Origin of the sequence: Halobacterium jilantaiense, assembly GCF_900110535.1 — an archaeon.
GTDB lineage: Archaea > Halobacteriota > Halobacteria > Halobacteriales > Halobacteriaceae > Halobacterium > Halobacterium jilantaiense.
In genome coordinates this window covers 2,274,108-2,289,613 of the sequence record NZ_FOJA01000001.1, presented here as the reverse complement: position 1 = coordinate 2,289,613, position 15,506 = coordinate 2,274,108, and the positions used below count along the sequence as shown (strand labels likewise).

General features: G+C 66.3%; 27 protein-coding genes and 1 tRNA gene. 2 read left to right on the top strand and 26 right to left on the bottom strand.

Annotated elements, in window-relative coordinates; all coding sequences use genetic code 11:
- Positions 1-82 precede the first annotated feature (82 nt).
- The 25 genes from secY to BMW35_RS11800 are packed head-to-tail and all read right to left on the bottom strand — an operon-like array spanning position 83 to position 14,243.
- On the bottom strand, positions 83-1,558 hold the full coding sequence (gene secY, locus BMW35_RS11920; protein ID WP_089669657.1) for a preprotein translocase subunit SecY: 1,476 nt from the start codon (positions 1,556-1,558) through the stop codon (positions 83-85).
- Positions 1,559-1,561: 3 nt separating this feature from the next.
- On the bottom strand, positions 1,562-2,023 hold the full coding sequence (locus BMW35_RS11915; protein WP_089669656.1) for an uL15m family ribosomal protein: 462 nt from the start codon (positions 2,021-2,023) through the stop codon (positions 1,562-1,564).
- Positions 2,024-2,025: 2 nt separating this feature from the next.
- Positions 2,026-2,490, bottom strand: a complete 465-nt coding sequence (gene rpmD, locus BMW35_RS11910) for a 50S ribosomal protein L30 (protein ID WP_089669655.1) — start codon at positions 2,488-2,490, stop codon at positions 2,026-2,028.
- Entirely contained in the window at positions 2,490-3,128 is a 639-nt protein-coding gene (locus tag BMW35_RS11905; RefSeq protein ID WP_089669654.1) for a 30S ribosomal protein S5, read from the bottom strand. The genes rpmD and BMW35_RS11905 overlap by 1 nt, the downstream gene beginning before the upstream one ends.
- A gap of 3 nt (positions 3,129-3,131) precedes the next feature.
- Positions 3,132-3,683: a 50S ribosomal protein L18 gene (locus BMW35_RS11900; protein ID WP_089669653.1), complete on the bottom strand. Its 552-nt coding sequence runs from the start codon at positions 3,681-3,683 to the stop codon at positions 3,132-3,134.
- On the bottom strand, positions 3,683-4,132 hold the full coding sequence (locus BMW35_RS11895; protein WP_089669652.1) for a 50S ribosomal protein L19e: 450 nt from the start codon (positions 4,130-4,132) through the stop codon (positions 3,683-3,685). The genes BMW35_RS11900 and BMW35_RS11895 overlap by 1 nt, the downstream gene beginning before the upstream one ends.
- Entirely contained in the window at positions 4,125-4,841 is a 717-nt protein-coding gene (locus BMW35_RS11890; RefSeq protein ID WP_089669651.1) for a 50S ribosomal protein L32e, read from the bottom strand. The genes BMW35_RS11895 and BMW35_RS11890 overlap by 8 nt, the downstream gene beginning before the upstream one ends.
- Before the next feature lie 3 nt (positions 4,842-4,844).
- Positions 4,845-5,381: a 50S ribosomal protein L6 gene (locus BMW35_RS11885; RefSeq protein WP_089669650.1), complete on the bottom strand. Its 537-nt coding sequence runs from the start codon at positions 5,379-5,381 to the stop codon at positions 4,845-4,847.
- 3 nt (positions 5,382-5,384) lie between these two features.
- Positions 5,385-5,777 carry a 30S ribosomal protein S8 gene (locus BMW35_RS11880; RefSeq protein WP_089669649.1) on the bottom strand — a complete coding sequence of 131 codons (393 nt, stop codon included), beginning with the start codon at positions 5,775-5,777 and terminating at the stop codon, positions 5,385-5,387.
- A 2-nt stretch (positions 5,778-5,779) separates the two neighbouring features.
- A complete protein-coding gene (locus BMW35_RS11875) occupies positions 5,780-5,938 on the bottom strand; it encodes a 30S ribosomal protein S14 (protein ID WP_089669648.1) in 159 nt (52 codons plus the stop codon).
- Positions 5,935-6,459, bottom strand: a complete 525-nt coding sequence (locus BMW35_RS11870) for a 50S ribosomal protein L5 (RefSeq protein ID WP_089669647.1) — start codon at positions 6,457-6,459, stop codon at positions 5,935-5,937. Before BMW35_RS11870 ends, BMW35_RS11875 begins: the two co-directional genes overlap by 4 nt.
- Positions 6,456-7,157, bottom strand: a complete 702-nt coding sequence (locus BMW35_RS11865) for a 30S ribosomal protein S4e (RefSeq protein WP_089669646.1) — start codon at positions 7,155-7,157, stop codon at positions 6,456-6,458. Before BMW35_RS11865 ends, BMW35_RS11870 begins: the two co-directional genes overlap by 4 nt.
- Entirely contained in the window at positions 7,154-7,510 is a 357-nt protein-coding gene (rplX, locus tag BMW35_RS11860) for a 50S ribosomal protein L24 (RefSeq protein ID WP_089669645.1), read from the bottom strand. The genes BMW35_RS11865 and rplX overlap by 4 nt, the downstream gene beginning before the upstream one ends.
- Before the next feature lie 3 nt (positions 7,511-7,513).
- On the bottom strand, positions 7,514-7,912 hold the full coding sequence (locus BMW35_RS11855; protein WP_089669644.1) for a 50S ribosomal protein L14: 399 nt from the start codon (positions 7,910-7,912) through the stop codon (positions 7,514-7,516).
- Complete coding sequence (locus BMW35_RS11850; RefSeq protein WP_089669643.1) at positions 7,912-8,241, bottom strand: 30S ribosomal protein S17; 330 nt, start codon at positions 8,239-8,241, stop codon at positions 7,912-7,914. The genes BMW35_RS11855 and BMW35_RS11850 overlap by 1 nt, the downstream gene beginning before the upstream one ends.
- Positions 8,232-8,597, bottom strand: coding sequence for a ribonuclease P protein component 1 (locus tag BMW35_RS11845; RefSeq protein WP_089669642.1), 366 nt, complete (start codon positions 8,595-8,597; stop codon positions 8,232-8,234). Before BMW35_RS11845 ends, BMW35_RS11850 begins: the two co-directional genes overlap by 10 nt.
- Before the next feature lie 4 nt (positions 8,598-8,601).
- Positions 8,602-8,826, bottom strand: coding sequence for a 50S ribosomal protein L29 (gene rpmC, locus BMW35_RS11840; RefSeq protein ID WP_089669641.1), 225 nt, complete (start codon positions 8,824-8,826; stop codon positions 8,602-8,604).
- Positions 8,826-9,743 (bottom strand): 30S ribosomal protein S3, encoded by a 918-nt coding sequence (locus BMW35_RS11835; protein ID WP_089669640.1) that lies wholly within the window; start codon positions 9,741-9,743, stop codon positions 8,826-8,828. The genes rpmC and BMW35_RS11835 overlap by 1 nt, the downstream gene beginning before the upstream one ends.
- Positions 9,743-10,219, bottom strand: a complete 477-nt coding sequence (locus tag BMW35_RS11830; protein WP_089669639.1) for a 50S ribosomal protein L22 — start codon at positions 10,217-10,219, stop codon at positions 9,743-9,745. Before BMW35_RS11830 ends, BMW35_RS11835 begins: the two co-directional genes overlap by 1 nt.
- 3 nt (positions 10,220-10,222) lie before the next feature.
- Complete coding sequence (locus BMW35_RS11825; protein ID WP_089669638.1) at positions 10,223-10,645, bottom strand: 30S ribosomal protein S19; 423 nt, start codon at positions 10,643-10,645, stop codon at positions 10,223-10,225.
- A gap of 2 nt (positions 10,646-10,647) precedes the next feature.
- Complete coding sequence (locus tag BMW35_RS11820; RefSeq protein ID WP_089669637.1) at positions 10,648-11,370, bottom strand: 50S ribosomal protein L2; 723 nt, start codon at positions 11,368-11,370, stop codon at positions 10,648-10,650.
- Positions 11,371-11,372: 2 nt separating this feature from the next.
- The gene (locus tag BMW35_RS11815; protein WP_089669636.1) at positions 11,373-11,627 is read right to left on the bottom strand and encodes a 50S ribosomal protein L23; all 255 of its coding nucleotides are present in this window, start codon (positions 11,625-11,627) and stop codon (positions 11,373-11,375) included.
- Complete coding sequence (gene rpl4p, locus BMW35_RS11810) at positions 11,624-12,376, bottom strand: 50S ribosomal protein L4 (protein ID WP_089669635.1); 753 nt, start codon at positions 12,374-12,376, stop codon at positions 11,624-11,626. The genes BMW35_RS11815 and rpl4p overlap by 4 nt, the downstream gene beginning before the upstream one ends.
- Positions 12,377-12,379: 3 nt before the next feature.
- Positions 12,380-13,387, bottom strand: a complete 1,008-nt coding sequence (locus tag BMW35_RS11805) for a 50S ribosomal protein L3 (RefSeq protein WP_089669634.1) — start codon at positions 13,385-13,387, stop codon at positions 12,380-12,382.
- A gap of 4 nt (positions 13,388-13,391) precedes the next feature.
- On the bottom strand, positions 13,392-14,243 hold the full coding sequence (locus tag BMW35_RS11800; protein WP_089669633.1) for a putative RNA uridine N3 methyltransferase: 852 nt from the start codon (positions 14,241-14,243) through the stop codon (positions 13,392-13,394).
- Positions 14,244-14,510: 267 nt separating this feature from the next.
- On the opposite strand from BMW35_RS11800, the gene BMW35_RS11795 reads away from it, so the two are divergent.
- A tRNA-Gly gene (locus BMW35_RS11795) sits at positions 14,511-14,581 on the top strand.
- A gap of 339 nt (positions 14,582-14,920) precedes the next feature.
- Positions 14,921-15,106, top strand: coding sequence for a hypothetical protein (locus BMW35_RS11790; RefSeq protein WP_089669632.1), 186 nt, complete (start codon positions 14,921-14,923; stop codon positions 15,104-15,106).
- 107 nt (positions 15,107-15,213) lie between these two features.
- Here BMW35_RS11790 and BMW35_RS15690 read toward each other — a convergent pair whose 3' ends face one another.
- Positions 15,214-15,390 (bottom strand): hypothetical protein, encoded by a 177-nt coding sequence (locus BMW35_RS15690; protein ID WP_177170835.1) that lies wholly within the window; start codon positions 15,388-15,390, stop codon positions 15,214-15,216.
- Between the last annotated feature and the right edge of the window lie 116 nt (positions 15,391-15,506).

Sequence of the window (15,506 nt, the reverse complement as noted above, 5' to 3'; positions counted from 1 at the left end):
GGATAAGCGTTCGGATTCGGGACCGCTAGCCCCAGTAATCGCTACGCAGCCAGCGCGAACGGAGAGAAAGAGTGTCCCGCGGTCAGTCGCCGCCGCCGAACATCTCCCGCATCATCGGGTGCATCTCCATCATCTGCTCTTCCGCGATCTCCTCGTAGAGCTTGTAGGTGATGGAAATCGTCAGCAGCAAGCCGGTGCCGGTGACGTTCCCGATAGTTCCGAGCATGTTCGCCATCACGGCGAGCAGCCCGACCAGCGCACCACCGATGACGGTGACCTGCGGGATGTACCGCTCCATCACCTTCTCGATGACGCCCTGGTTCTTCCGGAACCCGGGAATCTGCATCCCCGAGTTCTGAATCTGGCGTGCCGTCGCGTCCGGCCCCATGTCCGCGGTCTCCACCCAGAACACCGCGAAGACGGCACCGCCGACGATCATGAACGTCAGGTCCACCGCGATGCGGATGAGGACCTGCCACGGCTCGGCGCTCGTCCCGGCCGTCCACCACATCCACGCCTGCGGGTTGTAGATGGGTGCCAGGTAGTAGAATATCCCGCCCACGACCTGTCCGTTCCCGTCGTAGACGCCGAGCCACGTCGGCAGCGACGCCATCGTCGAGTTCAGGATCTGGCCGAGGAACTGGATGTTCGCCTGCAGCGCGCGAACCAGGATCATCGGCAGGACGCTCGCGTAGATGAGCTTCACCGGGAACCGGCCCCGGGCACCCTTCACGCGAGCGTGGCTCAGGGGAATCTCGACGCGCACGCTCTCCGCGTACACGACGACGACGTAGATGAACAGCGTCGTCAGCAGTCCGAGAATCCCGGCCTGCATCAGCAGGAACGACACCCCGTCCATCGACAGCAACGGCGGGATGTTCGAGACGTTCCCGGCGACGATGTCGAACCACGTCGGAATCAGACCCTGGCTACCGACGCCGCCCTCCCAGAACACGAGCCCGCCGACCAGGCTCTGGCTCACGCCGGCGACGATGAACAGCCCGATGCCGGACCCGACGCCCCACTTCGAGATGACCTCGTCCATGAACAGGAGGAGGATGCCACCGACCGCGATCTGGGCGAAAATGAGGAACTCCACACCGAGCGCTCCGCCCGGAATCGACTGGGCGAGCTGCTGGCTCGGCTGCAGGAAGTTCCCGAGGAACACCATCGGTGCGCCCGTCAGCACGATCATCACGAACACCAGGAACTTCTGGAGGCCCTGGTAGATGGCCTGGTCACGCGGGTCGTTGTCCGTGTCCAAGCCCAGGAGGTTCGCGCCACCGAGCAGCTGCAAGACGATACTCGCCGTGACGATCGGACCGATACCGAGCTGGAGCACGGTACCCTGACCACCGGCGAGCAGACTCCGGAACTGCCCGAAGAAGTCGTCGCCCGCGGTTTCGATGCCCCAGAGCGGGACGTTCGTCAGGAAGAAGTACAGCACGAGGATTCCCCCCGTCCAGTACATCTTCCGGCGGAACGGCACGTGCCCTTCCGGTCGCTGGACCGAGGGCATCCGCGTGAGGACCGGCGCAGCAGCCTCCTTCCATCCCATAGGTTACTCCTCGTCGTCCTCGCTCGCTCGCTCGGAGACGACGGCGTCGCCGCCCTCGCCCTCGATGAGGTCGACGGCGGTGTCGCTGAACGCGTCCGCCGTCACTTCGAGCTGTTCGTAGAGCTGGCCGCCGCCGAGCACCTTCACCACGTCGGCGTCCCAGCCGTCGTCGGCGACGTCACGGGCGTCGACGCGGTAGCCGTACTCCGTCTCCTCGGCGATGCCCTCCTCCGCGAGCAGGGCGATGTCCTCGTCGAGCTCCTGGACGGAGACCTCCGCGACATCTCGGTCGGTCTTCTCCGGCCGCTTGAAGCCGCTCTTGCCGACGTCCTCGTAGTTGTGTTGCTCGTGTTTCTTGCGACCCGCACGACCGCGACCGCCGCGGTTACCGGCGCCGCGGCGGTTCTTGTGCGTCCCGCCGCCGTGCGTTCGAGAGCCGCGCTGTCGTCGTTTCTTGTCGGTCATGGTTATCGCATCTCGGTGAGGAGACTGTCGATCTCCTCGGTCGTGTGTTTCCCGAGCTGGCCGCCGTCGCTGACGGGCTGCTTGATGCCGTCGTGGCCGCCCCGCGGCGGGTGCAGACGGAGCACGGGCGCGAGGCCCGCGTCACGCAGCGTCGTCTCCTCGTCGAGCAGCGCGCCCGCGAGGTCGGCGACGTCGTCGTACTCGGTGTGTTCAGTGAGCCACTCGTCGTCCACGTCGGCGGACCCCTCGGCAGGCTCCGCGCGCTTCTCGAGCAGCTCCGCGAGGACGTCCTCGCTCGGCTCACCGAACGCCACGTAGTCGTTCACCTTGGCGACCATCCCCGAGTACGTTTCGGTCTCGGGAACGAGCGCGCAGTGGTTGACGTTGTGGATGTTCAGCATCTCCAGCGTGTCGACGACGTCCTGCTGCATGTTGACCTCGCCGCGGATCTGGACAACCGCCTGCATCACTCGATCACCTCTCGCTGCTCGCGAGCGTACTGGGGCACGCGAGCCTCGGAGGTCGCGCGGAGCGCGTTGAACGTCGCCTTCGCGAAGTTCACGGTCGTCCGCGTCTTCCCGGAGGAGCGCGTCCAGATGTCCTCGATGCCGGCGAGCTCGAGCACGTGTCGGACGGTCTCACCGCCCGCCAGCCCGAGGCCGCGCGGCGCAGGAATGAGCTCCACGTCGACGCTGCCCGCCTTGCCGGTCGACTTGAGCGCGACGGTGTGGGGACGCCCACAGCCACACTCCCACGACCCGCAGCCACGGGAGACGTCGATGATGTTCAGCTTCGCTACCTCGATGGCCTTCTGGATGGCACCGCCGACCTGGTCGTCGCGGCCCTCCGCGTAGCCGACGTAGCCGTCGCGGTTGCCGATGGCGACGACGCAGCGGAACTTCACGCGTCGGCCGGAGTCGGTCATCCGCTGGACCATGTTGATGTCCAGCACTTCGTCGTCCAGCCCCGGCAGGAGCTGGTCGACGATTTCTGGCTCCTTCAGCGGCAGCCCGGAGTTCAGGGCCTCCGACATGTCCTCGATCTCCCCGTCCTGGACGAGGCGGCCGAGGCGGGTCTTCGGTTGCCAGGTGTCGTTGTAACTCATGTGTTAGTCCTCCATGATGGCCTCCCGAGTCTCGTCGAAGTGCTCGGGAAGCTCCGTTGCGTCGAAGTCACCGCTGTACAGCGGCTCGTCGAGACTCTCTGCGTACTCCGCGACGTGTTCGCCACGCGTCCGCGACCAGTCCGCGAAGACCGAGTCGTTGTGCGGGACGTCCAGTCCGGCGTCGATGACGCCCTCCTGGACGGCGAACACCTTCGAACCCGGGGTGGCCGTGTTCAGGCCGATGTCGAGGACCGCCTCCTCGACGCCCGCGTTCACTGCGCGCTGCCCAGCGAGCAGCCCCGTCAGGTACGCCGCCGGCAGGTTCCCCGTGGGAGCCTCCCAGTCGTACTCGTCGAGGTCACTGGAGTGCGCGCTCGCGATCGTTTCGTCGCCGTCGGGTCCGGTCGCGACCAGCTGCGCCGTAACGTGCTTGTTGCTCTTGCGAGCCACAAGCCGGGGTTTCCCCGACTTCAGGAGGCGCAACCTCTGATGGTAGTCCGTCCGGACCTCGCGGCGGCGCCGCATCGGCACCTTGTATCTAGGTCCTGTCGCCATTAGCTATCACCGTAGTTCTCGTCGATGTAGTTCGTGAGGCGACGGACGCTGTCGAACTCGCCGCCCTTCGCCATGTTGTACAGCTCGCGGTACTCCGCCGGGGACAGCGTCCCGTCGTCGCGGAGTTCGCGGAGCTTCTGTCGCTGCGCGCGGATGCCGGCGACGTGCGCCGACTTCTCGTTTTCGCGCGCACCGGACTTCCCCTTCCGGGAACCGGCTCCCTTCTGGTGGCCGTAGGCACGCTTCGCGGCGCGCTCGCGTGCGCGACCGCGGGAGTTGCCCTGCGTGTCCTCTGCTTCGATAGTGCCCTCCGCGACCAGCTCGCGGATGTCCTCTCGCGTGATCGCGTCGGCGATCTCGGACTGGGCCTCGGGGTCGAACCAGACGCGGTTCTCACCGACGTCGAGGACGTCGGCTGCGAGCCGCTTCTGTGCGCTCAGGTCACTCATTGTCTTCGACCTCCACTTCCACGTAGGTCGGGTTCAGGACGCGGATGCCCTGCTCTTCGGCCTGCTCCTCGATGCGCTCGCGCTTGCGAGCGCCGACCTTCGAAGCGATGCGGGCCGCTTCCGTGTCCGGGTCGACGGCGTCGAGGTCGTCCGTGTTGTGGACGCGGACCTCCTCGAAGCCGCTCGGGTGCTTGCCTCGAACCGCCTTCGGCGTGCGGAATCCGGCCTGGACGGTGTCGCCCTTGCCTTTCACGCCGCGACGCTGCTTGGACAGCGTGCCCTTCGGACGACGCCACGACTTCGGCGTCCGCTTCTTCTTGTGGTAGTCCTGACGGTTGAACTGCGGCTTGCCGACGCGCCGGCGCTTCTCGAGGAGCCGCTGCTCCTCGTCGCTGAGGTCCGGCGTCTTCTCGGAGAGACCGCGGGGACGGAGCTCCGTCTCCACGTCTTCGTCCTCCTCGTCTTCGGTCTCCTCGGGTTCGGCCTCCTCGACCTCCGCCTCGGTGTCCTCTTCGACCTCGAGACCGCCGACGTCGGCCTTGATACGGGCCGCGAGGGCGTTCCCGACGCCGTCGACCTCCGCGAGGTCGCTCTGGCTGGCCGCCTGCACGTCCTCGACGGACTCGTAGCCGGCCTCCTCCAGCGCCTCGGCCTTCGACGGGCCGACACCGGAGATGTCCGAGAGTTCCTGGGGTGTGTCGTCGCTCATCTATCAGGCACCTCCCTTCGCGGGCTTCTCGACGATGTAGACGCCGTCCTGGAAGACGCGCGTGTCCTTGTCGGTGACCCGCGTCAGCTGTTCGATGTCGGCCGCCGTCTGGCCGACGTCCTCGATACTCGGGCCGCTGAGCGTGACGTCCTCGCCGTCCACTTCGACGTCCGTGTCGCCACGGATGGTGGTGCGGCGGGCCGCCTTCTCACCGAGGAAGTTCTGGATGACGACCTCGTCGCCCTCCACGTCGACCTGCATCGGGAAGTGAGAGTAGTGCACTTCGAGCTTGTACTCCCAGCCCTCGGTGACCCCGTGGAACATGTTCTCCACGTGGCTCTCGAAGGTGCCGACGGTCGAGTTCGTCTTCGCGTCCTCCGCGTCGCTCTCGACGACGACCGCGTCGTCGGAGACGCTGACGTCGACGTCGGGGTACCAGAGGCGTCGCGTGACGGAGCCCTCGGGGCCCTCGACGGTGAGGTCGAGGTGGTCGACCTCAGCCGTCACGTCGTCCGGAATTTCGATTTCGATTCGTGCCATGATTCAGTATACGTACGCGATGACCTGGCCACCGACGCCCTCCTCGCGGGCCTCGTAGTGGCTCATGATGCCGTGGCTGGTCGTCACAACGAGCGCGCCGTAGTCCCGGGCCGGGAGGTATCGCTTCTCCCACTGCTCGAAGCCGTCCGCGCCCACGGAGTACCGCGGGTTCACGGGACCGCACTCGTTGATGGCACCCTTCAGTTCGACCTCGAAGCGGCCGGCCTTCCCGTCGTCGACGAACTCGAAGCCGTCGATGTACCCGCGGTCGTAGAAGACCTCGAGGACGGAGCCGACCATGTTCGAGGCGGGCTCTACCGTGTGTGTGAGATGCCCGACGCTCTCGGCGTTGTCGAGGCCGGAGAGTGCGTCGGACAGTGGATCGTTTGCCGTCATTGTTAGCTGTACTTCTTGAAGCCCATCGAGCGGGCGATCTCGCGGAAGCACTGTCGACACAGCCAGATGTCGTACTTGCCGACGAGGCCCTGTTCGCGGCCACAGCGCCGGCACTCGTGCGTCTGGCCTGTCTCTGCTGTCTCGGCGTCCGTCTCGCTCATTCGTTGACCTCCACGTCGAAGTTGGATTCGAGGTACGTGACCGCGTCCTCGGGGTCGAGTCGGTGGTTCGAGGGAATCTGTCGGGAGACCTGGTCGCGCTTCGCGACCCGGTAGCCCGGACGGGTGAGGTTCACGGTGACGTCCATCCCGTAGATTCCGATGTTCGGGTCGTACTCCTGGCTCGGGAAGTCCGTGTGCTCCTCGATACCGAAGCTCACGTTCCCGGTGTCGTCGAACTGGCGACGATCGATGTCCGCAGCGGGGAGCGCGCGCCCGAGGAAGTCCTCGGCGTCGTCGCCCCGCAGCGTGACCTTCGCGCCGATCGGGTCGCCCTTCCGGAGACCGAACTCAGGTTCCGGACGCTTCGCCTGCGTGCGAACCGTGTCCTGGCCGGTGATCTCCTGGAGGATACCCTCCGCGTTCTGGAGTTCGACACCGCCCTGGCCGACGCCCATGTGGACGACGACCTTCTCGATGCGGGGCTCCCGCATCTCGTGGAAGTCGGCGTCTGCCTCACTCATTCGTCATCACCCTCGACGAAGTTCTCGTCGATGACGACGACGTACTCTTCGACCGTCTCGAAGCCGTCGTCGTCGGTCTCCACGCGGACCGTGTTGTCCGCGCTGCCGGGCTGCACGTCGATCTCGTCGATCTCGCCGATGTCACCGGCGTGCTGGCCGGCGACGGCCGTGACGAGCGCGCCCTCCTCGTACTCGAAGTGCGCGACGATCTCGTTGGTCTCGTTGTCGACAACCACGGAGTCGCCCCCCGCGTAGTCGTCTTCGTCGACCACGAGGTTCGTGCCGTCGTGGAAGTTCAACTGCGTGCGACCGCCGGAGACGGTCGTCTTGTCAGTGACCTTGTTCAGCTTGCTGCCGGCCGCGTCGGCGTCGATCTCCGTGAGACCGAGTCGGCCGCCCTGGTCCGGGAACACGCGGTAGTACTCGTCGCGTGCCGGGAACGCCAGGATGTCGAACATCCCGATGGGGCGGTTGACGTCGCCGACGCTCCCGCCGTTGACGAGCACGCCGTCCGTGTTGATGGCGTACTGTGCTTCGCTGGAGTCGTCGACGTAGCCCAGGACGTCCCGGAGCACGACGACCAGCGGCACGCCGGACTCGCCGTGCGGGCCGGCCCCGGCCTTCGCGGTGAACGTCTCCGTCTTCCGCTCGACGGGCCAGGACTTCGGTACCGAGAGTCGCTTCTGGTGGTTCGTCATTCGTTGTCACCCTCCAGTCGCTCGGCGCGCACGTCGTCCTCGAGGTCGAGGTCCGTCACGCGGAGGTTGCTGGAGTCGACGGGACGAGGCGTCTCCTCGCCGTCGGCGGCCTCCACCGTTACATCCTCCACGAACACCTCGGCGTCACGCAGGTCCACGTCGACGACTTCGCCGTCTTCGCCGGCGTAGTCGCCACGCATGACCTCGACGGTGTCGCCGACGTTGACGCGAACGTTCCGCTGGCCGTACTCCTCTCGGAGGTCGTCGGCCAGGGTCGCCCGCACCTGGTCCTGCTTCTCGTGCAGCGACGCGCGCTCCGTGCGAGTTCGCTGTTTGTGTGGTTGTTCGCTCATTGTCTATACAATCATCGTCGCGGTACTCGCGATGGTACCGTACCGTTCCGCCACTTCGCGCGAAATCGGGCCCTTGATCTCGGTCCCGCGAGGCTCGCCGAGGTCGTCGATGATGACGGCGGCGTTGTCCTCGAACTTGACGCGCGTCCCGTCCGGCCGACGGATGGGCTTGCGCTGACGCACGACGACGGCCTCCAGTACCTGGCGGCGCATCTCCGGCGTGCCCTTCGTCACCGAGACGGTGATCGTGTCACCCAGCCCGGCCTTCGGGTGGCGGTTCTTCGTTCCCTGATACCCCTTCACGCTCGTGATTTTGAGCTCGCGTGCGCCAGTGTTGTCGGCGCACGTGATCAGCGAGCCCTTCTCCAGTCCCTGCGTGACGTCGGCCTTGATGGCTTCCATCAGGCGTCACCTCCGTCGGTGACTTCCACGACAACGTGGGACTTGGTCTTCGAGAGCGGTCGGGTCTCTGCGATGCTCACCGTGTCGCCGACACTGATGTCGAAGCACTCGGGTGCGTGTGCCGGAACGCGCGACCGCCGCTTCATGTAGCGGTCGTACTTCGGCACGAACACGTCGTACTCGCGTTCGACGACGACGGTTTTCTCCATGTCTGTGGAGGCCACTTCTCCCTCGAGAACCTGACCGCGCACGGAAAGACTTCCGTGGAACGGACAGTTCTCGTCGGAGCAGGTGCCCTCCGGTTCTGTTACGTTCAGTCCTATCGCCATTTCGAATCAACTCCGTTCTCGGAGCGTCGCTCGGGTCGTGAGAGCAGTTTGACTCCATCCACCGTAACGTAGGCCACGCTCTCGCCAGTGGTTTGGCTCTCGCCACCTGCAGGTTTGAACGCGGTCCCGGCCCCGTTGTCCGGGGCCGCAGCTTCATCTGTGAGTCGGAACTCGAAGGTGGCCCCCGCCTTGGGGACCTGTCTGACACCCGAATCAGTGTCAAGACAGAGGGTCTGCATCGTCTCACGGACGACGCAACCCTCGATGCCCACCCGCGACTGGTCGGTGTCCTCGACGACCCGCACGTGCAGGCCGAGGAGTTCGTGTCGCGGTAGCGATTCGGGTGTCAGACTCATTGTGTTATTCCTCGGTGTCGTCGGCGTCGAGGTCGCCTTCTTCCCGCTGAATCGTCTTGATGCGGGCGATCGTCTTCCGGAGCTCGCCGATGCGACCCGGGTTGTCCGGGGCACCACCGGCGGCCTTCACTGCCTTCGAGTTCAGGAGCTCGGTCTCGAGCTCTTCCAGTTCGGCCTCGCGCTCCGGAGGGGTCATGTCGCGAATCTCCTGCGTGTGGAGAATCGCCATTACTCCTCACCCCCCTCTTCGTCGTCCATCTCGTCGAGCAGGTCTTCCGCCGTCTCGGCGGCCTCCTCGTCGACGTCGCTGAACTCGTCGTCCTCGCCCTCGACCTCGTCGGCGAGTTCGTCGAGTTCCTCCTCGACCTCGTCGTCGGCCTCGATGGCCTCCTCGATGACTTCCTCGTCGTCGAACTCCGCGGACTCCGCGGCGTCCTCGACGTCGGCGGCCTCGTCGTCCTCGGCCGCGACCTCGTCGCCCTCGCCTTCGAGGAGCTCTTCGAGGTCCTCGCCGGCTTCGGCTTCGTCCACGACGAGGTCTTCGATGTCCGCGTCCTCCTGGATTTCGAAGTCGTCGGGGAGTTCCGCGTTCGGCGGGATGATCTTCACGTTCACGCCGATGGTGCCGAGCTTCATCACCGCGACACCCTTGCCGTGGTCGACGATCTCCTCGGCGGGCTCGCCGTTGTGCTTGATGTAGCCGCGGTTGAACTTCTCCACGCGGCCGCGGTTACCGGTGACCTTCCCGCTCAGGACGATCTCGGCACCGAGTGCGCCGGACTCCATGATGCGGTCGATGGTCGTGTGGCCGGCCTTCCGGAAGTACCAGCCGCGCTCGAGCGCGTTCGCGAGGCGGTCCGCGACGATCTGTGCGTTCAGGTCGGGTTCGTCGACCTCCTGCACGTCGATCTGCGGGTCCTCGAGGTCGAATCGCTCCTCGAGCTGGGTGGTGATTTTCCGGATGTTCTTCCCGCCCTTGCCGATGACCATCCCGGGCTTCTCGGCCTTGAGGACGATCTGCATGCCCATCGGCGTCGGTGCGAGGTCCATACCGCCGTAGCCGGCTCGCGCCAGCTCCTCGGCGAAGAACTCGTCGATCTGGGACCGCTGGAGACCCTGCTCGATGAACTCGAGTTCGTCCGCCATCAGGCAGACACCTCCTCTTCCTCGGGCTCGGTCACGACAATCTCCACGTCACAGAGCGTCGAGTTCCACGGGCTGGCCCGCCCCATCGCGCGGGGCTTGCGGCCCTGGCTCTCGCCGACCTTGTGGGGAGCGACGTGGTCGATGACCATCTCGGACGGGTCGAAACCCTGCTGCTCGGCGTTGTTCGACACGTTCGAGAGCAGCTTCAGGAAGTCCTTCGAGGCCTTCTCGGGGTACCGTCCCGCGTCCCAGCCGTCGATGTCGTTCCGGTGGCCGACGCCACTGTTGTGCTGCTTGAAGGGCACCGACTGCTCCTCGTCGACGACCGCCTGGAGGTAGTCCTCCGCGTCGGCGACCGTCTCGCCCTTGATTTCGCGGGCGATGGCCTTGCTGTGCTTCAGACTGATGGACCGCTCCCGGAGCATGGCCTTCGCCGACTCCTCGGGGTCCACGTCCACGCTGTAGCTGATTCCCATGGGTTATTTGAGCGGCACGAACTTCGAGGAGCGGGTCGCGCCGATGCCCGCCTGCCCGTGTTCGACCGAGGTTCGCGTGAGCTGGAACTCGCCGAGGTAGTGCCCGATCATCTCGGGCTGGACCTCGACGCGCTCGAACTCCTGGCCGGTGTACACCGCGAACGTCAGGCCGACGAACTCCGGCAGCACCGGCATGTCGCGCAGGTGCGTCCGGATCGGGTCGTTCGCCGTCTCCTCGGCCGTCGACTCGCGAGCCTCTGCGAGCACCTTCTCGTGCTCGTCGGAGAGGCCACGGGTGATGGTTCGCCGCTGGCGAGCGGGGAGCAGTTCCGCGACGTCCTCCAGGCTCATGTCCTGCAGCTCGTCGAGGTCGTGACCGCGGTAGGTGAACTCACCCTCGCGGCCGGTTCGGTATTCCGTACTCATGGTTACTTGTTGCCTCCGCGGCCGGTCCGCTTCGAGGCGATGTCACCGACCTTCCGGCCGGGTGCCGCGTCTCGGGAGACCGACTTCGGTCGGCCCGGGTGCTGGCGGCCACCGCCACCGAACGGGTGGTCGACGGCGTTCATCGCGACACCACGCACGCGCGGCCACTTCGTGCCGCGCGACTTCATCTTGTGGTGCTTGTTGCCGGCCTTCACGAACGGCTTCTCCGTCCGGCCACCGCCCGCGACCACGCCGATGGTCGCGCGGCAGTCCGGGGAGAGCCGCTTCATCTCACCGGACGGCAGCTGAACGATGGCGGCGTCGCGCTCGTGCGTGACGAGGTCGGCGTTGACCCCGCTCGCGCGAGCGAACTTGCCACCGTCGCCCGGCTGACGCTCGACGTTACAGACCGGGACGCCCTCGGGAATCTCCGCGAGCGGGAGCGTGTTGCCCGGCTCGATGTTCGCGGAGATACCGATCTCGAGGGTGTCACCGACGCCGACGCCCTCGCTGGCGAGGACGAGGCGCTGGTCGCCGTCCTCGAACTCGACGCGAGCGACCGGCGCGCTGCGCGCCGGGTCGTGCTCCACGTCGACGACTTCGCCGGCGAGCACGTCCGCGTCCTCGGTGCGTTTGTGCGACAGTTCGCCCTTGTATCGGTGCGACGGCGCACGGAACGTCGACGTCCCGCGCCCGCGTCGCTGACCCTGGATTCTGCGTCCCATTGTCAGAACACCCCGATGCGGGAGGCGACGTCCTGCGCGTCGTCCTCCTCGGAGAGTTTCACCGTCGCCTTCTTCTTGGCTTCGGGGGTGATCTGCGTGTTCACGTCGACGACGTCGACCTCGTACTCGTCCTGCACGACGTCCCGAATCTCGGGCTTCGTCGCGTCGATGTCGACGACGAACTGGAGCTTGTTCTGGAAGTCCATCTCGTCCATCGCCTTCTCCGTCACGAGGGGGTAGTCGATGATGGAGCTCATCGCTCGGCCACCTCCTCGACGGCGCTCTCCGTCCAGGCCGTCAGTCGGCCCGGCTCTGCGCCCGGTGCGAGGTCTTCGGCGTTCACTTCTCGGCCCGTCGCCACGTCGACGCCGGCGAGGTTGCGGGCGGCCTTCGACGGCCCGTGCTCGCTGGACGTGACGAACAGAATCGAGGTCGGCTCCTTGTACTTGCGGCCGCGGAGCTTCCCCTGACCGGCTCGGACAGTGCGGCCTTCGTCGGCGCGCTCGACGTCCGCGTGGACGCCGACCGCTTCGAGGAAGGCAGCGACCTCCTTCGTCTTCACGAGGTCCTCGAACTCGTCGCTCACGACGAGCGGGAGCTCGACGTCCTCGTCGAAGTTGTGGCCGCGGTCGGCCACCAGCTCGGTGTCGGTCGTCGCCGCGACGGCGGACCGAACGGCGGCCTTTCGCTCCTTGTCGTTGAGGTCGAGGCCGTGGTCTTTCTCGGCTTTCGGCGGGTGTGCGCCTCGGCCACCGACAGTCTGCGGGACGCGGGCTCCCTGCCCGTTCGCCTGCGGGACGTGGGCCATGCCGCGCCCACTCCCCGGCGACTCTGCGGTGGTGCGCAGACCCGCGTACTCGTCGGCGCCGTACTCCTGTGTTCGGTTGGCCTGTGCGGCGAGCACGGCACGCTTCACGAGGTCCGGTCGGACCGGCTCCTCGAAGACCCTCGGCAGGTCGAGCGTGCCAGCGTCGTCGCCGTCCAGGTCGCGTACGGTTACCTGCATAGATTATCCCTGGTTGGATGCGGTGCTCACGTACCGCACCTCCGGATCGAGGCGCGGCGATTCGTTCGGCCGGACGGCCGGCCGGAAGCGCACGAGGCGCTGCTCCGGACCGGGCACCGAGCCTTTCACGAGCGTGTACGGGCCGTCGACTTCGCCGTAGTTCGGGAAGCCGCCGTCCGGCGTCGGCTCGTCCCCATCGTTGATGTCGATGAGGCGCTTGTTCAGTTCGGTGCGCTGGTGGTAGCCGGTCTGGCCCTGCTGGGGAACCGTCGAGCGAACGCGGCTCGGGTTCCACGGGCCGAGGTTACCGATGCGGCGCCGCCAGCCCTGGCGGGCGTGCTTGCCCTTCCGCTTCTGGACGCCCCAGCGCTTGACGGGGCCCTGGGTGCCCTTGCCCTTCGTGACGCCCGCGACGTCCGTGAACTCGCCGGCGCGGAACACGTCACCGAAGTCGTGGGCACCGCCGTCCTCAAGGAGGTCGGCGGCGAACTCGAGTCGGTCGGCGAGCGTACCGCCGCCGACGCGAGTTTCCATGACGTCGGGCTTCTTCTTCGGGACGCCCGGGGCGTCGCCGGGTGCCGTGTGCGTGATGACACGGACGTCGGCGACTTCCTCGGTGTCGAGCGCCTCGTTCAATTCCTCAATGTCTCCGCCCTCGTCGGGAACGGAGAGCGTGCGGTCGAGCGCCTCGTGGGTGTCGTCCGCCCAGACTTCCGTTAGCGGCTTCTTGCCGTACGGCGTGTCCTCGTACAGGCGGACTGCGGCCGCCCGCATGGGCGGCGTCTCGACGACCGTCACGGGGACGGTCGTCTCCATGCCCTCGGTCGGTGCGTTGGCCTTGTCGTCGACGAGGACGACGTGGGTCATGCCGGCTTTGTAGCCAGCGAAGCCCTGGAGGCCGACTTCACCGTCGTCGGCGGGCCACGAGTTGAAGCGCGGTACTTCGCTCTCCGCGCGCTTGCGGGGACTGAACCCCATCGAGCCTTTGCGTGGTCGGTTTGGCTGTGGCATCGTATCACTCCGTGAGCGTCAGGGAGCCGAGTGTCGCGAACACCGCTTCTTCGGTGCGTACGACCTCGCTCCCCTGATCGGGGATGGTGTTGAGCCAGGCGTCGAATCGCGCGGGTGCGTCGGCGGATGAGTCGGTGACCGACTCCCTGACCGCGTCCTCGGAGACACCGAGCATGGGCGGAAGCCCACGTTCCGGTGCCCCGAAGGCGACGGTCAGTCCGTCCCGGGCGGCGCGTTCGGCGTACCCCCCGAGGGAAGCCACCGAAAGCGGCTCCCCGTGCCGGGAGGTCGCGATGCGAACGCCCGCGTCGGAACGGTCGAGAGCGTCACCGAGGTCCGTGCGTTCGACCGAGAACCCCGGGAGGGGTTCGTCGACCAGTTTCGCACGGACCGGTCGTCGCGAAGAGACCCTGATGGTCACGCGCTCTCCCTCCACGAGCTCCATACCGGGAGGCTCGTGGAGCGAGATCGGGTGTTGCGTGCCGCAATTGACCCGAACGCGCCCTTCAGATCCGACCTTGGTCACAATTCCCTGTCGTAACGACCCAGACCCGCTCGAGTCTGAGCCGGTCCATGACGAGAGACGGAGCGGCGGCAGGACACCGGCGTACTCCAGTTCGTCGCGCGTGTCGAAGGCCTCCTTTCGGAGGTACGGTGGCGTCGCGGCGTACCGCAACACCGTTTCGACGAACCCGCCGGCCCACTCGCGCTCGCCGTCTTCGTCGGGGAAGACGACGAGGCGATCGATCCGGAACACCGCCGCCGCGCGGGCGACGTAACCGAGTTTGCGAGTTGCCTCGCGTTTGTCCTCGGCTTCCCGGACGAGGGACGACGGCACGAGTACGCTGCGTGTCATGCCGTGTCGCGTCCGTGTCTCGTCACGAGACTGTAGCGTACGTACAGAGCTCTCCCTAAAAAGGGTGGCGTTTCCGAGATGGCCCTGTGCCGCCCTCTCACCCTGCGAGGCTGCCGAATCGTATGCGAGTGGTTGTCAGTCGTCGACCGGACGAAACAATGGGCCGAGACTGCGGACCAGCGCCGCCCCACACGTGTCCCTCGTTCTCACAGTCGGTCGCGAAGGACGGATTTATATACAACCGTGTTGTTGTTCAGGATGCGAAGCGCGCTGGTAGTGTAGTGGTATCACGTGACCTTGCCATGGTCACAACCTGGGTTCAAATCCCAGCCAGCGCATTTCTCTCCACACGTTCGCCGCCGAGCGGTGGTGCTGTCGCTCCGTACGAGTGTGGGCGTGCGCGACTACGAGAAATTCGAACGTGACCAGCCGGAACTTGGGAACGAGCGTAGCGAACGCGCAGGAGCGGCTGGCTCCGGTTCGAATCCCGGCCGCCGTATTTCTACCAGCACGACACCGGCGAGAGACGGCCGTGTCTCTCACGTGTCGCAGTGTTTTGGGTGCCAGTAGAACACGGAGTGTCGAGTCTCCGAGGGTGTCGAAGTGGACGGCGTGCAACGGGCGACCCTCGTACACGAGGCACGCTCTGTATCCCTGTGAGTGGCGGAGTAGATTGAGTGAACGACAAATCAGTGACGCACGACGACGAGAACCGTCACGGAGGGCGGTCGGCGGATAGGACTGCGTGCGACTCGTCCGATCTGGGCATCACGGACGAGGACATGGCGCGGATTCGGTCGTTCCTCGCGAAGCAGCGCCACGACCGGACGGTGGACGACCTGCGTCCGTCGACAGAGCAATAACACAGGAGAGTGCGGTCGCCGACGCGGTGTGCGCGTGGCGTCGGCGGGGCTGTCTGTTTCTGGCGTCGCTGTTCCTCGGACGGGTCGGGCTGTCGTGGATGCGTCGGTCAGAGTCGCGTCCGGAGTTCGCTGCCGACGGCGACGGCGACGGCGACGGCGGCGAGCGCGAGGACGACCGGGCTGCCGTCGCTGCCGAAGTGCCAGTCGAACGCGAGGTAGCCGACGGCTGCGACCACCGCGAACAGCATCCCGACGAGTGGCAGTTGTCTGGACTGTACCGACATGTGCGAACGGTTGACGCGCGGTCTGGTAAAAGCCGGGTGGCGCTCGCAGCGAGCGAGAACCAGACGTATCACATTTCGTACTGTAGATTGTTTCACCAGATTTGCGCCAGCCAGCG

Coding starts and splice junctions, on each gene's coding strand:
- secY (WP_089669657.1), bottom strand. CDS start 1,558: ATGGGATGGAAGGAGGCTGCTGCGCCGGTCCTCACGCGGATGCCCTCG.
- BMW35_RS11915 (WP_089669656.1), bottom strand. CDS start 2,023: ATGACCGACAAGAAACGACGACAGCGCGGCTCTCGAACGCACGGCGGC.
- rpmD (WP_089669655.1), bottom strand. CDS start 2,490: ATGCAGGCGGTTGTCCAGATCCGCGGCGAGGTCAACATGCAGCAGGAC.
- BMW35_RS11905 (WP_089669654.1), bottom strand. CDS start 3,128: ATGAGTTACAACGACACCTGGCAACCGAAGACCCGCCTCGGCCGCCTC.
- BMW35_RS11900 (WP_089669653.1), bottom strand. CDS start 3,683: ATGGCGACAGGACCTAGATACAAGGTGCCGATGCGGCGCCGCCGCGAG.
- BMW35_RS11895 (WP_089669652.1), bottom strand. CDS start 4,132: ATGAGTGACCTGAGCGCACAGAAGCGGCTCGCAGCCGACGTCCTCGAC.
- BMW35_RS11890 (WP_089669651.1), bottom strand. CDS start 4,841: ATGAGCGACGACACACCCCAGGAACTCTCGGACATCTCCGGTGTCGGC.
- BMW35_RS11885 (WP_089669650.1), bottom strand. CDS start 5,381: ATGGCACGAATCGAAATCGAAATTCCGGACGACGTGACGGCTGAGGTC.
- BMW35_RS11880 (WP_089669649.1), bottom strand. CDS start 5,777: ATGACGGCAAACGATCCACTGTCCGACGCACTCTCCGGCCTCGACAAC.
- BMW35_RS11875 (WP_089669648.1), bottom strand. CDS start 5,938: ATGAGCGAGACGGACGCCGAGACAGCAGAGACAGGCCAGACGCACGAG.
- BMW35_RS11870 (WP_089669647.1), bottom strand. CDS start 6,459: ATGAGTGAGGCAGACGCCGACTTCCACGAGATGCGGGAGCCCCGCATC.
- BMW35_RS11865 (WP_089669646.1), bottom strand. CDS start 7,157: ATGACGAACCACCAGAAGCGACTCTCGGTACCGAAGTCCTGGCCCGTC.
- rplX (WP_089669645.1), bottom strand. CDS start 7,510: ATGAGCGAACAACCACACAAACAGCGAACTCGCACGGAGCGCGCGTCG.
- BMW35_RS11855 (WP_089669644.1), bottom strand. CDS start 7,912: ATGGAAGCCATCAAGGCCGACGTCACGCAGGGACTGGAGAAGGGCTCG.
- BMW35_RS11850 (WP_089669643.1), bottom strand. CDS start 8,241: ATGGCGATAGGACTGAACGTAACAGAACCGGAGGGCACCTGCTCCGAC.
- BMW35_RS11845 (WP_089669642.1), bottom strand. CDS start 8,597: ATGAGTCTGACACCCGAATCGCTACCGCGACACGAACTCCTCGGCCTG.
- rpmC (WP_089669641.1), bottom strand. CDS start 8,826: ATGGCGATTCTCCACACGCAGGAGATTCGCGACATGACCCCTCCGGAG.
- BMW35_RS11835 (WP_089669640.1), bottom strand. CDS start 9,743: ATGGCGGACGAACTCGAGTTCATCGAGCAGGGTCTCCAGCGGTCCCAG.
- BMW35_RS11830 (WP_089669639.1), bottom strand. CDS start 10,219: ATGGGAATCAGCTACAGCGTGGACGTGGACCCCGAGGAGTCGGCGAAG.
- BMW35_RS11825 (WP_089669638.1), bottom strand. CDS start 10,645: ATGAGTACGGAATACCGAACCGGCCGCGAGGGTGAGTTCACCTACCGC.
- BMW35_RS11820 (WP_089669637.1), bottom strand. CDS start 11,370: ATGGGACGCAGAATCCAGGGTCAGCGACGCGGGCGCGGGACGTCGACG.
- BMW35_RS11815 (WP_089669636.1), bottom strand. CDS start 11,627: ATGAGCTCCATCATCGACTACCCCCTCGTGACGGAGAAGGCGATGGAC.
- rpl4p (WP_089669635.1), bottom strand. CDS start 12,376: ATGCAGGTAACCGTACGCGACCTGGACGGCGACGACGCTGGCACGCTC.
- BMW35_RS11805 (WP_089669634.1), bottom strand. CDS start 13,387: ATGCCACAGCCAAACCGACCACGCAAAGGCTCGATGGGGTTCAGTCCC.
- BMW35_RS11800 (WP_089669633.1), bottom strand. CDS start 14,243: ATGACACGCAGCGTACTCGTGCCGTCGTCCCTCGTCCGGGAAGCCGAG.
- BMW35_RS15690 (WP_177170835.1), bottom strand. CDS start 15,390: ATGTCGGTACAGTCCAGACAACTGCCACTCGTCGGGATGCTGTTCGCG.